Source organism: Candidatus Enterovibrio escicola (assembly GCF_002464935.1).
Classification (GTDB): Bacteria; Pseudomonadota; Gammaproteobacteria; order Enterobacterales; family Vibrionaceae; genus Enterovibrio; species Enterovibrio escicola.
In genome coordinates this window covers 1-13425 of sequence record NZ_NBYY01000004.1, presented here as the reverse complement: position 1 = coordinate 13425, position 13425 = coordinate 1, and the positions used below count along the sequence as shown (strand labels likewise).

The window sequence follows — 13425 nt, the reverse complement described above, 5'->3', positions numbered from 1 at the left end:
CCACGCCGTAAACGATGTCTACTTGGAGGTTGTGGCCTTGAGCCGTGGCTTTCGGAGCTAACGCGTTAAGTAGACCGCCTGGGGAGTACGGTCGCAAGATTAAAACTCAAATGAATTGACGGGGGCCCGCACAAGCGGTGGAGCATGTGGTTTAATTCGATGCAACGCGAAGAACCTTACCTACTCTTGACATCCAGAGTAGCCGAAAGAGATTTCGGTGTGCCTTTGGGAACTCTGAGACAGGTGCTGCATGGCTGTCGTCAGCTCGTGTTGTGAAATGTTGGGTTAAGTCCCGCAACGAGCGCAACCCTTATCCTTGTTTGCCAGCACATAAAGGTGGGAACTCCAAGGAGACTGCCGGTGATAAACTGGAGGAAGGTGGGGATGACGTCAAGTCATCATGGCCCTTACGAGTAGGGCTACACACGTGCTACAATGGCATATACAGAGGGTTGCGAGACCGCGAGGTGAAGCGAATCCCACAAAGTATGTCGTAGTTCGGATCGGAGTCTGCAACTCGACTCTGTGAAGTCGGAATCGCTAGTAATCGTGAATCAGAATGTCACGGTGAATACGTTCTCGGGCCTTGTACACACCGCCCGTCACACCATGGGAGTGGGTTGCACCAGAAGTGGATAGCTTAACCTTTAGGGGAGGGCGTTTACCACGGTGTGGTTCATGACTGGGGTGAAGTCGTAACAAGGTAGCCCTAGGGGAACCTGGGGCTGGATCACCTCCTTAAACATAGTTATTAATGCAAGTGTCCACACAAGTTGTATAGGTTAAGAAAAGAGATACTTGGCGTGGGTCTGTAGCTCAGGTGGTTAGAGCGCACCCCTGATAAGGGTGAGGTCGGTGGTTCAAGTCCACTCAGACCCACCAACAGCTTAAGCTGGACACGCTAAGTATCCTGATGGGGTTATAGCTCAGATGGGAGAGCGCCTGCCTTGCACGCAGGAGGTCTGCGGTTCGATCCCGCATAACTCCACCACTTACTAAAGACATTAAACCGAATGTATCGGGTAAGTATATACGCCTAACTTTGTTCTTTAAAAATCTAGAAAGCTAATTATTAGATTTATTATTAGGAATAAATTGATTCTTTATCGTTAAAGATATTTAAAGAGAATTGTCAAGTTCTCAGATATTATTTACTTGCAGTATTAAATATTAAAATGAATTAAAAATATACATTTAGGTGTACTGGGGTTGTATCTTTCTCCTAAAATAGGGAATTAAAGCAATATTTAAGTTCGGAGAAAGCGTTTATTGAATTTTAAGGGTTTCTTAATGAGAAAATCTTGGTTGTTTATACCCTAATACGTGTTCGTGTTCGTTTGTGCTTGTTAGGAGTTAAAACAAAAAGAAACCTTTTGGGGTTGCTGATTAAGTGATTAAGCGTGGACAGTGGATGCCTTGTCAATCAAAGATGATAAAGGACATATCAATTTGCGATAAGCCCTGGTAAGGTAATGAAAAGCAGTTTAGTCTGGGATTTCCAAATAGGAAATCCTACTGACATGAGTCAGTAACATACTATGAGTCTGTAGTTGTATTAGGCAAACTCTGGAAATTGAAATATCTAAGCACCAAAAGGAAAGGAAATCTATTGAGGTTCCGTAGTAGTGGAGGGCAACTTTGGATTAGCCCTTAATCGTTTTTTCGGTCAGTCACATTCAGTGGAATGTGAATTGATGCGGGGTGATAAACCTGTAAACTACTGTTCGTTTGACATGGAAACGAGTAAGATGGGGGATCATCCGTCACGGCTATGACTGCCCGATAGTGAACTAGTATTGGGAGTCCTAGTTATACAACACCCTTTATACAACACCCAATGGGTTTCAAAGGGCTTAAATTGAACATTGAATGTGTCTTGAGAGTAGTCAGTTTCTTAGGATTTATTATCTTGTTGCCATTAAAACAAGGCGTAGATAGGGTTCAACGTGGTAAGTTCACTGAGTGAAGGAATGTACGATAGGTATATGACTAAGTGAAGGGGATAAACAATAAAGCCAAGAATGAATCCTAAGATGCGGGATAAAAATAAATTTACTTGGCGATCATAGCGTTATGGAACCACCTGATCCCATGCCGAACTCAGTAGTGAAATGTATCAGCGCCGATGGTAGTGTGGGGTTTCCTCATGTGAGAGTAGGACATCGCCAAGTTTTTAATTACTCCCTATTTTGTTGGGAAATAATAGGGGTGAACAACAAAATAACAGGTTTTTATTATGAATGATAAAAATCACATGAAAAAATATTCCTGTTTGTGTGGAGCGGTAGTTCAGCTGGTTAGAATACCGGCCTGTCACGCCGGGGGTCGCGGGTTCGAGTCCCGTCCGCTCCGCCATTTATTGTGAAGCTTCGTCAGAAATGACGACTTCATTTCCTAGTGGAAATTCACATACTTATTTATACATTTATCTCTACAAATGTCAATGGAATCCATTTCTGCTATAGAGGGAATCACCTTAACTGGTAGAGTCGTGATTTAAAATTCTAGGTATGACTTCAATAAGTTGGAATATACGGCCTAACCCTTGACAACACGATAACCTTTATGATGACCTTAAGAAATAAAACTATGTGTTTCTACAAAATGTGCCTCCCTGCATAATGATAGGGTCTCCACAGGGAGACAAATTATTGTATACGTGACCAATAAATTGAAGTTCTTATTCTCCATCCTTATCTATTTCGTATCATCTGTCTTCTGTCTTCGCATATTTATAATTTTGATTACATGGTTGTAGTTGTGTTTGATAGAGTTTCTGCTCCATCGTTGAGATTGTAAAATACGTTACTGCGATATTTGTGGATTAAAATAGCTACTCCGATGAAGGGCGTTTTTAATAAAAACAGGCTTATAACGCACTGATCCAAATTCTTTACAGTCTTAATTAACCGCAGATCTGCATAAGCGCTTGCTTGTCAAGCCGAGTCATCTTGATGCTTGGCTACTTTAGTTGGGATGAATATGTGAGGAACCCTGTCAGCAAGTTGTCCCTAAATCTGATACAACTACGGTGCTAAGTAGACCCAATTTAGGATATGTTTTTTTAGGATATGTTTTTAGTTGGTCAAAAACGGTTTCAATAATAAATTATTTCCGGAGTATTAGGTAATCCAAAAGTTTCATCCCTTTGGGTTTCATATTCTTTTTCATACCCGTTATCAGTATCACTCTCTTGTCTACAAGTTCCCACTCCAATGGACCAGAGATCTAATCTTTGTCTACGTATAAAAACCCCAAATCTCCTCAGCCCTTTCCAACACAGGCTTTATATCATCCATGTTAGATATCGTTCCTTTTCCTCGCTTCATAGTCCTTTTAAAAAGCTAATATCTGAGAATGCATAGGTTGTGATAAATCTGTAGTGTAGACTAATAAACAAAAGCAATCCCTATCGGCCTTGACTGACGGTGAGTGAAGCAAAAGCAAAGAGGATCCAGAATATCTTGCATGAGCTGGAGCATTTGCGTGTAGCTGGACTAATTTAGGAGATTCATCAGTGAGGTAGCGAAAAATAAAATGGATGTAATAAATTTTGAAATCTCGATATCCAGATTGATGAAAGCTATTACTATCATCATCACTTTGCTAACTGATGAGGTGAGAAGCTTTATTTTTTTGTTTGAAATTGGAAGCAATTAAATGTTCCTCCCTGCATGGGGAGGAAAGTCTAGTAAAAGTTGTCGACATCGACGAACACAGCGTCTAGGTTGTTCATGCCCACTTGCTTATGCAGACAATAGTTTTTTAAACTATCGGATCGAGACTTTGGCATTTAGTGCATTTCTTATGCGCAACTCAGGTTAATTAGTCTACTGGCGAACAGGCATATTGAGTTTAATAACCTTGTTTATTTCTTTCATATTTTCTAGCGCTACACCAACTTGATTATTGTAATCAAGAAGAGTGATTTTATGGCTAAGCAACTATTTATGGCAAAATATTGCTGTCTCTGCTGATGAGAGTTTATGATAATCCTTGTCCTTTTTCCTCTCCGCCAGTTTGTCCTCTTTTAAAAATCTTAACGGCTTCATTTCTAGGATGCCCTTCCTTCCAGTACCTCGGGTTGCTTCGAAGTGGAATACCGTGCGTTATTCCTTTGTTTTTCAGTACGTGGTGACACGCTCTTGTGTCATAGGCTCCATTAGCACTGACTTGCTGTATATTTCGTCGTAATGGGTTAAGAAATATAGGTAAAACCTCATTATCACCTACAGAAACTAGGCTAACTTCCGCAGCAATAACCTCATGAGTAGATACATCAACTGCAAGATGAAGTTTGTGTCAGATATGCCGCTTATATTTACTGTGTTTAAGCGCTTTTTATTAACCTTTGTCGTATCCTTTTAGGACTGTGGTATCAATAACGACGTGGGAGACAGCCCCTCGACTCGGCAAGCTGTACTTAACTTTTAAGGTCTTCAAACGCTTACTAATTTCAGGTGTATTTAGGAGGTTTTAACAGGATATTTATCAACGTAAAAACCGAATTGAGAAAGCCTTTTAATCCACGAAGTAGAAGTTTTAAAATACATTTCCCATCATCTCCTTCCGCTTAACTCCATGATAATCTGATCGTAGGAATTGTGATTAGTTCAGATACTTGGGAAAACAACGCCGATAAGAACTGCTAAAAATAATGGTATCTGGAACGGGGGACACCCATGCAACTAAGTTATCAGTGATGCCGATGTGCTTTTCCAACTTATTGGACACATGACTGGATTTCTCGGTGCGCTTACTACCTTCTCAAGGTTTTAAATGGATAACGTATTGATGCTTCAAAAACCGAGTTTCTCAATTTAGGATTTAATATTAGATTAAACGTTGCAGTATGTATATTTGTGACATGTATAGGTTTTCAGATCTTAATACGAAGTTAGTTATGATAATGGTAGTTGAGGTATCAGCATAGTTTACTTATACTACCCGTTGATACTTGTCGGAGTGCCATTTGGCTGAGACTGTGTGAGCGGGATCCGTTGAACCTGAATCAGGTTAATACCTGCGAAGGAAACAAGAGAAGCAAATAGCAAATAGGTTGTTCCATAGAGCCTGTTAACATTGTTAGGGGTAGGTATCTTAATTGCTATCTCACCTCTTAGGGAGAAAATCCGGCAAGCGTTTATTTCTATAATAATGGAGTAATGCTGTGTCGAGTCGTAAAAAAATAAGAAATGAAGCTAAAATCTTTATCGATACTCTGTCGGTGTGCCCCTTTCCAAATTCCAAGAAATCCTATGTCGAAGGCTCTTGTCATGATATTAGAGTCGGCATGCGTGAGATTTCCCTAGCGCCAAGCTTAATTGGAGGTAGTAAAGGCAATCCACAATTTGAGGATAATGACCCAATATGTGTATATGACACCTCTGGTGTTTACACCGATCCAGATTACGAGATTGATGTATATGCGGGCTTACCTAGGCTTCGTGAAAATTGGGTTGTTGAACGTGCTGATACCGAATTATTAGAGAGCGTAACGTCAGAATTTGCAAAGATTAGATTGAGTGATGAAACCTTGGATCAAATGCGTTTTGGCAATCTACCAAGGATTCATCGAGCGAAATCTGGTAGATGTGTAACACAACTGCACTATGCGCGTCAGGGTATTATTACTCCGGAAATGGAGTATATTGCTATTCGTGAAAATATGAAGCGTCACCATTATGTAAATGAACAACTCAACCGTCAACACCTCGGTCATAACTTTGGTGCTCAGTTGCCCAAAGAAATCACAGCAGAATTTGTAAGAAAAGAAGTGTCGGAAGGGCGTGCTATTATTCCTTCTAATATCAATCACCCAGAAACTGAACCGATGATTATCGGCCGGAATTTTTTGGTGAAAGTGAACGCTAATATCGGCAATTCGACAATTACATCTTCGATTGAAGAGGAAACAGAGAAACTGATTTGGGCGACCAGATGGGGTGCGGATACCGTAATGGATTTGTCAACAGGTCGAAATATCCATGAAACTAGAGAATGGATACTACGAAACAGTCCAGTGCCTATTGGTACTGTTCCAATATATCAGGCACTTGAGAAAGTAAAAGGTATTCCTGAAAATCTTAACTGGAAAGTCATGCGCGACACCCTAATTGAACAGGCAGAGCAAGGTGTAGATTACTTCACCATTCATGCAGGCGTTCTGTTTGCTTATGTTCCGATGACAGCAAACCGCATCACGGGTATTGTATCTCGTGGTGGGTCTATCATGGCGAAATGGTGTTTAGCGCACCATGAAGAAAGTTTCCTCTATATCCACTTTCGTGAAATTTGTGAAATATGTGCGCAATATGATGTGGCACTTTCTCTAGGAGATGGACTGCGTCCTGGATCAATTGCAGATGCAAACGATGAGGCTCAATTCTCTGAACTTCATACTCTGGGTGAACTCACAAAAGTCGCTTGGGAATACGATGTTCAGGTAATGATTGAAGGCCCTGGTCATGTACCAATGCACATGATCAAAGAAAACATGGAGGAGCAACTCAAGTATTGCCATGAAGCACCTTTCTACACATTAGGCCCCCTGACAACAGACATTGCACCAGGTTATGACCATATCACGTCTGGTATTGGTGCGGCAATGATTGGTTGGTTTGGTTGTGCAATGCTGTGTTACGTAACGCCAAAAGAACATCTTGGCCTGCCAAATAAAGATGATGTGAAAGTTGGACTCATTACCTACAAGCTTTGTGCGCACGCCGCAGACCTAGCCAAAGGTCACCCAGGAGCACAAATTCGCGATAATGCACTGTCAAAAGCGCGTTTTGAATTCCGTTGGGATGATCAATTTAATCTTTCTCTAGACCCTGATACTGCACGTACTTATCATGATGAAACTCTTCCACATGTATCTGGTAAAGTTGCACATTTTTGTTCAATGTGTGGACCAAAATTTTGTTCTATGAAAATTAGCCATGAAGTGCGTGAATATGCAAAGAATAAAGAAATTGGTAACGTGATTGAAGTCCATACACAAGAGGGAGGACAGCAAAAAGATGTAGAGCTTTTAATCAACGGTAGCGATCTATATCATCGGAAGGTGTAGGCAGGACAATATGAAATATTCGATACCTTTTGCGCGGATGGAGAGGAATATTTCCCCTCTTTATCCGGTAGTACATGATATTACGTTATTGAAAAGATTATTGGCGTTAGGTGTTAGCACTGTGCAACTACGAGTTAAAGATGCAAAACATCCAAACTTAGAAGCTATGATCAAAGAAGCTGTTGTCTGCGGTAAATTCTATAATGCACAAGTTTTTATTAATGATCATTGGGAAAAAGCGGTAGTAGCGGGTGCTTACGGTATTCACCTTGGACAAGCTGATCTAGAACTTGCCGACCTAGATGCAATCGCACAAGCGGGGATTAAACTTGGCGTGTCGACGCGAACTGCAGAGGAATTAGACCTTTCCCTGTCGCTAGTGCCCAGTTACATTGCGATTGGACATATTTTTCCCACCGCCACCAAACAAATGTCAACACCGTCTCAAGGAATTCATCAACTCAAAGTACAGGTTAACACGGTCAATGGACGGTTTCCGACCGTAGCAATTGGTGGTATTGACCTTGCTGTTGTGCCGGGTGTGTGGCGAACCGGTGTCGAGGCTATTGCTGTGGTTCGCGCGATCACTCAATCTAGTGATTTAGTGGCGACATTACAGTCGTTCTTGGAAATATTGACAGAGGAGGCAAGAAATGAATATACCTCCTATATCTGATCAGGCGTTCGAACGCTACAGTCGACAAATCATGCTACCTGAATGGGGGGAAGTCGCTCAACATCTTGTGAGTAATGCTAAGGTGTTGATTATTGGTTGCGGTGGTCTTGGTACTGCCGCGGGTCTTTATCTTGCTGGAGCAGGAGTCGGTTACCTTGTGATCGCAGATGATGATACGGTTGAATATTCTAATTTAGCGCGACAAGTGGCTTATCGGGAAAGTGATATTGGGATAGCTAAAGCCAATGCCTTGGCTACTCAGCTCAAAGCGTTGAATAAAAATGTTCAGTGTCGTCCGGTTAAGCGTCGTCTCTCTGAAAGGGTGCTAGAGATAGAAGTGTCTCTTGCCGATATTGTGCTGGATTGTAGCGATAATATGGAAACTCGGCAGGCTATAAATAAAGCATGTATTAACCTATGTACACCCTTGGTTGTAGGAGCGGCGATTGGTTGGAATGGGCAGCTGATGGTATTTGACTTCGGATTCAGCACATCACCTTGTTACCACTGTTTATTTCCTATGGGTAGTGATGCATTATCTCGAAATTGCCAAAGTTCTGGCATCATAGGACCTGTCGTTGGCATCATAGGAAACCTGCAAGCATTAGAAACATTGAAGTTTCTGACCCAAAAAGCGAGTCCTTACACACGTTTTTATCAGTTTGAGGGGAAAACATTATTGCTGCATGCTCTGTTGGTACAAAGTGATCCTGAGTGTGATATCTGTAGTCCTAAATTAAGAGAGGTGCCAGATGAAGATTTGGTTAAATGATAATATATACTCTCCTGTCATGGCATCTGATCTTTTAGCTTTGGTGGGTGAATTGACATTGTCTAATCAAGCGATCGCTATTGCTATTAGCGGTGAAATTATTCCCCGTAAACAATGGAAGTACACATTATTGAGTGACGGTATTAAGGTGGCTGTTTTTCAAGCAATCGCAGGAGGGTAATCATGTTAATGATTGCAGGTAAAACATTTTTATCCCGTCTGTTTACTGGAACGGGAAAATTTCCAAGTACTCAGGTAATGACTGAGAGTATTGAGGCAAGCGGATCTGAATTAGTGACCATGGCACTTAAACGGGTTGATATTAAAAATCCAGACGATGATATACTAGCACCACTGATTGCTTCAGGCATTTATTTATTACCTAATACTTCAGGTGCTAAAACTGCTGAGGAAGCTATCTTTGCGGCGAGATTGTCACGTGAAGCGTTGGGCACTAATTGGTTGAAGCTAGAAATTCACCCTGATCCTAAATACCTAATGCCAGATCCGATAGAAACTCTTAAGGCGGCAGAAACGCTAGTACGTGAAGGTTTCGTGGTACTACCGTACTGTCACGCCGATCCAGTTTTGTGTAAACGTCTTGAAGAAAGCGGCTGTGCTGCGGTTATGCCACTTGGTGCGCCGATTGGCAGTAATAAAGGGTTGGTATCTCGTGATTTTCTCGACATCATCATAGATCAGGCTAAAGTCCCTGTTATCATTGATGCAGGAATTGGTGCACCGTCTCATGCCGCTGAAGCGATGGAAAAAGGTGCAGATGCTGTGTTGGTGAATACCGCCATTTCATCTGCTAGGTATCCCGTAGTGATGGCTCATGCTTTTAAGCTGTCAGTAGAAAGTGGTCGCATGGCATACGAAGCAGGTCTTTCTGGTAAAATTCATCAAACTGTAGCGTCGAGTCCGTTCACCGCATTTCTTGATGTCATTACTTGATGATTAGGGAGGTAGGATGAGCTTTTCTGAGTATTGGAAAACCATTGAGTGGGATGACATTCGTCTGTCTATTTACAGTAAAACGGCATCTGATGTAATACGCGCACTGGAAAAGTCTAAACGTGATTTAGAGGACTTTAAGGCACTAGTTTCACCAGCTGCTGAACCCTTTTTAGAACAAATGGCTCAACAAACAGTGGCGGTAACTCGTAGCCGTTTTGGCTACACAGTGAACTTTTACGTTCCTCTGTATTTATCTAACTTATGCGCAAATACTTGTACCTATTGTGGTTTTTCCATGGAAAATCGTATAAAACGACGGACTTTGTCCTTAATGGAAATTGAACGTGAATGCAAAGCGATAAAATCGATGAATTTCGACAACATCTTGCTTGTTACGGGTGAGCATCAGACGAAAGTTGGGATGGAGTATTTTCGAGATGTCTTGCCTGCGATAAAATATCACTTTAGTTATCTGTCGATGGAAGTGCAGCCACTAAGAGAAAATGAATATGCTGAACTTCGTAGTTTGGGTCTGAATGGAGTTATGGTTTATCAGGAGACCTACAATCGAGTTACTTATGCTGATCATCATCTGCGTGGTAATAAAATGGAATTTGAATTCAGGCTTGATACGCCTGATAGGCTTGCGCGTGCAGGTATCGATAAAATTGGCATTGGTGTACTGATCGGGCTTGAGGAGTGGCGCACAGATAGTTTTTTTGTTGCCAGCCATCTTGATTATCTTGAGCACATGTACTGGCAGAGTCGGTATTCCATTTCATTTCCGAGGTTACGACCATGTGAAGGTGTTCTTCAACCTAAGTCGGTGATGAATGATCGACAATTAGTTCAATTGATTTGTGCTTATCGGTTGCTTAACCCTGAAGTAGAATTATCACTATCCACCCGAGAGTCACCCACATTTCGTGATAAGGTGCTTCCATTGGGGATTACCTCTATGTCAGCGGCATCTAAAACAAAACCTGGGGGCTATGCTAACGATGAATCAGCTCTAGAGCAGTTTTCGGTAGGTGATGAACGAAGCGCCCATGATGTTGCTCTCGCCGTGAAACAGTCAGGCTTCGCCGTTGTGTGGAAAGATTGGCATTCTGGATATTCTGGCTGAGTATTTAGACTTGAAAGTGTTGGTATACAAAATTAATTTTAAGATTCTTGATGCTCAATAAGATGAGGATCAAGCTAGGTGTTCTGAAAGTAACTTTGACCAAGAAGTAGCAACAACTACTTGAAACCCAATAGGATATAACTCGTGATGGTGAAGTAGATGACGGCATAAAAGAGGTTTTGCTTGCAGTAAAAAGTTGGAGCACTTCGATGATTTCTTAGGATTTGCGTATTAATGAAATAACCGGCCTTCGTCATCTCAAGGCGTATTAATAGTTTGAGAAACTAGAGCCTGAAAATGGGAGATCAAACAGCTACTTTTGAACCAAAATAACCATGTTGCTTATCGAGAATATCTGAGACTTTACTCATCATTATACTTTTTAAGTTATGATAGATGTTGAATAGCAGTTTGGTGTAAATAGTGTTCATTTCTTATGTGTAACTTAGTTTAATTTAGAAGTAGGGTTAAAGGTGTAAGTCAGGATTAGTAGTTGACTAAGATGAGAAATTTCAACATCAGGCAGGAATGATGCTCGTTGCTGTAACATCAAAGGTTTATGGGTATCGTTAAACCAGCATGCTTTAAAACCAGCCAGTTTAGCGCCGCGTACATCGGCTTGTAGGTGATCACCTACATGTAAGATCTCTGACGTAGGCAAGCCTAGCCAATTCTTTGCAATATCAAATAGTGCTAAGTCTGGTTTAGGGTGCCCATCGGAACCTGCTTTTATTACCCGCTGAAAATAAGGTGATAAACCCAATCTGTCACAATCTACATTACCATTGGTGATTGCCACTAACGGGTAATGAGAATAGAGCGAGGACAATGTTTCAATTGTCTGATCTGAAACGCTGAAGTTACTCCGTTCAAACAAGAAAAACTCAATAGCATCATCGGCCAGTGTTTTAGCATTGGATGTATGTAACCCACAAATAGAAGCTGCTAGCAATATTTGAGCACGGCGAATTTCAGTTACAAACCCTACTAACCTAGGATTATCGCTAATTACTTGTTGACGTATCATTTTCCATTGTGCAGCATCGAACGATGCAATTGCATTGCAGTGTATCTCCATCCAATTACGAAGACGTCGTTCTGCACGAACAATCACTTCACGATTGTCATATAGGGTGTCGTCCAAGTCAAAGGTAAGTGCAGCAACAGGTTGCCAACGTCGATAAAACTTCATATTTCTGCTCCTTTTTATCCTCTTTACGTCTCCATGCTCAGAAGGGGGGTGGCAACATAAACTTTGCATGATTTTATGTAGATTGCTGTGGTTATTCATGGCTTGTTTTGTGCCTTAACATTCCATACGTTTTTATACATTACGTGACAACATAGGGATTCATAACTTGGGAATAAATAGTGCTTCTTCGATCTCTTTACCCAATGTGATTGTAACCTTGGGGTGATTTATTAGCTATTCTTTCGCCATGCCCGTAGAGTAAACAATGCGTGCCTTAGTACCTCTGATAATTACCCGCATATCACCTTTGCACAGGATAACAAGCAAGGGAACTGAGACCCATAAGCACTATACAATTAATTCCATAATTGTACAGTTACCTATAGATAACTGGTTGTAACCCTCCAAAGAAAGAATCTGATAGATTTTATAGACTTCTAGGTATTTCGGCAATATCCAGTCTTTTTTAGGTATTGTAATGCTCTTGATTAAATTGACATTCAATACTCCATCAACTACTAAAAAATAAGAAAACAACACAATGTCTACACTCGAACGGCAAAACTGCTAAATTTCAGTTGATATTTCTTAGGGTTGTTGTAGCTTAGTGTGATTACACTAACTCTATATTTGGTTATTACTCACATAAGATTACACGACGTAGTAGGCGGAAGCCGTAAGTTGTTGGATCTTGTAATTAAGGGAATGATTGAGATATTTATCTAGGGTAACAGACCCGCTTATTTAGTCACCTGCCATTTAGCCAGAGAAATATCAATATATTTGGCTACTTGTTTCATAAACTAGGTTTCCGTACTAGGTTAGAAATATCCACTTTATTGAGTAGTAAAAAACAAGAAAAACCAGTTCGTTATCGAGATAGATAAGTATTAAAGGTACAGAGTTTAGCTTAGATGCCATATGAATAAACACTCCTCATTGCTTTGACATAAACGTCCATAGTAAATACGTCAACCCTAGAGATGTGTAAATTTTACTAAATCATTACCTTGTTAGCTCAAGTCCTTAGCATAATTATGCAGTTGTAAGCTAATCACTAGGTTCAACGTAACCATGAATTAACTTAGTTATATATGCGCATTGCTTTTTTAAAAAACAACAATCTGTAAACAAAAAAGCTTAAAACAGATTGCTTGTTCTTTTACCTAGGAATTTTCTACCAGAAACTATATGTGGTGGAGCTTAAGGCATATCCCTATCTGGGATACATTTAGCACGATTGAATAGATAAAAGGCATGAATGAATTTCACAGGTATTAAATCGAAGCAACTTCGCTTTAAACGTGTTCTCACTACGAACCTCCCGGACACTCAGGGATTAACTTATACAACTTACTAAGTTGCTAATTTTGCCTATCTTAGGGATGGAAACCTCCGTTGAGATTCTAGTTTTCTCAGTGCCTGTTCCCGAAGAAATAGGACTCAATTGAGTCCTATTTCTTACAATCCTGCAATATATTCATGAAAGCGTTCGGTGGGATCTCCGCCAGAGACACGGTTCCTCACTAATGATCAATGGTTTGAAATTGCACTAGAAACTGGAGTAAACTAAGAGTAAATATAGGATTTCAGAAAACGGGGTAAGATCACGAAGATTTAGTTTATCACC

7 protein-coding genes, 3 tRNA genes, 2 rRNA genes, 1 pseudogene, 1 riboswitch and 1 other annotated feature are annotated in these 13425 nt (G+C 40.8%); of the genes and pseudogenes, 11 read left to right on the top strand and 2 right to left on the bottom strand.

Annotated features, from left to right (window positions below):
* The 5 genes from BTN49_RS01355 to BTN49_RS01335 all read left to right on the top strand — a co-directional run.
* Positions 1-741 (top strand): 16S ribosomal RNA (locus tag BTN49_RS01355); the annotation flags it as partial.
* A 64-nt stretch (positions 742-805) separates the two neighbouring features.
* A tRNA-Ile gene (locus BTN49_RS01350) sits at positions 806-882 on the top strand.
* A 33-nt stretch (positions 883-915) separates the two neighbouring features.
* Positions 916-991, top strand: a tRNA-Ala gene (locus BTN49_RS01345).
* A 414-nt stretch (positions 992-1405) separates the two neighbouring features.
* Positions 1406-1861, top strand: a sequence feature (23S ribosomal RNA rRNA prediction is too short).
* A 194-nt stretch (positions 1862-2055) separates the two neighbouring features.
* A 5S ribosomal RNA gene (rrf, locus tag BTN49_RS01340) occupies positions 2056-2171 on the top strand.
* 107 nt (positions 2172-2278) lie between these two features.
* Positions 2279-2355, top strand: a tRNA-Asp gene (locus BTN49_RS01335).
* Positions 2356-3984: 1629 nt separating this feature from the next.
* Here the strand turns inward: BTN49_RS01335 and BTN49_RS19900 are convergent.
* Positions 3985-4287 (bottom strand): annotated as a pseudogene (locus tag BTN49_RS19900) (transposase); the annotation flags it as partial.
* 664 nt (positions 4288-4951) lie between these two features.
* Positions 4952-5051, top strand: a riboswitch (TPP riboswitch).
* A 119-nt stretch (positions 5052-5170) separates the two neighbouring features.
* Here BTN49_RS19900 and thiC point away from each other — a divergent pair.
* Genes thiC through thiH form a run of 6 tightly spaced genes read left to right on the top strand, consistent with a single transcriptional unit; the run spans position 5171 to position 10603 of the window.
* Positions 5171-7072 (top strand): phosphomethylpyrimidine synthase ThiC, encoded by a 1902-nt coding sequence (thiC, locus tag BTN49_RS01325; protein ID WP_097355708.1) that lies wholly within the window; start codon positions 5171-5173, stop codon positions 7070-7072.
* 10 nt (positions 7073-7082) lie between these two features.
* Positions 7083-7748, top strand: a complete 666-nt coding sequence (thiE, locus tag BTN49_RS01320; RefSeq protein ID WP_097355707.1) for a thiamine phosphate synthase — start codon at positions 7083-7085, stop codon at positions 7746-7748.
* Complete coding sequence (locus BTN49_RS01315) at positions 7726-8520, top strand: HesA/MoeB/ThiF family protein (RefSeq protein WP_097355706.1); 795 nt, start codon at positions 7726-7728, stop codon at positions 8518-8520. The genes thiE and BTN49_RS01315 overlap by 23 nt, the downstream gene beginning before the upstream one ends.
* The gene (gene thiS, locus BTN49_RS01310; protein ID WP_097355705.1) at positions 8501-8701 is read left to right on the top strand and encodes a sulfur carrier protein ThiS; all 201 of its coding nucleotides are present in this window, start codon (positions 8501-8503) and stop codon (positions 8699-8701) included. The genes BTN49_RS01315 and thiS overlap by 20 nt, the downstream gene beginning before the upstream one ends.
* Positions 8702-8703: 2 nt before the next feature.
* On the top strand, positions 8704-9474 hold the full coding sequence (locus tag BTN49_RS01305; protein WP_097355704.1) for a thiazole synthase: 771 nt from the start codon (positions 8704-8706) through the stop codon (positions 9472-9474).
* Between the two features lie 16 nt (positions 9475-9490).
* A complete protein-coding gene (gene thiH / locus BTN49_RS01300) occupies positions 9491-10603 on the top strand; it encodes a 2-iminoacetate synthase ThiH (RefSeq protein ID WP_097355703.1) in 1113 nt (370 codons plus the stop codon).
* A gap of 445 nt (positions 10604-11048) precedes the next feature.
* Here the strand turns inward: thiH and BTN49_RS01295 are convergent, their stop codons facing one another.
* Entirely contained in the window at positions 11049-11795 is a 747-nt protein-coding gene (locus BTN49_RS01295) for an HAD-IA family hydrolase (RefSeq protein WP_097355702.1), read from the bottom strand.
* Positions 11796-13425 lie beyond the last annotated feature (1630 nt).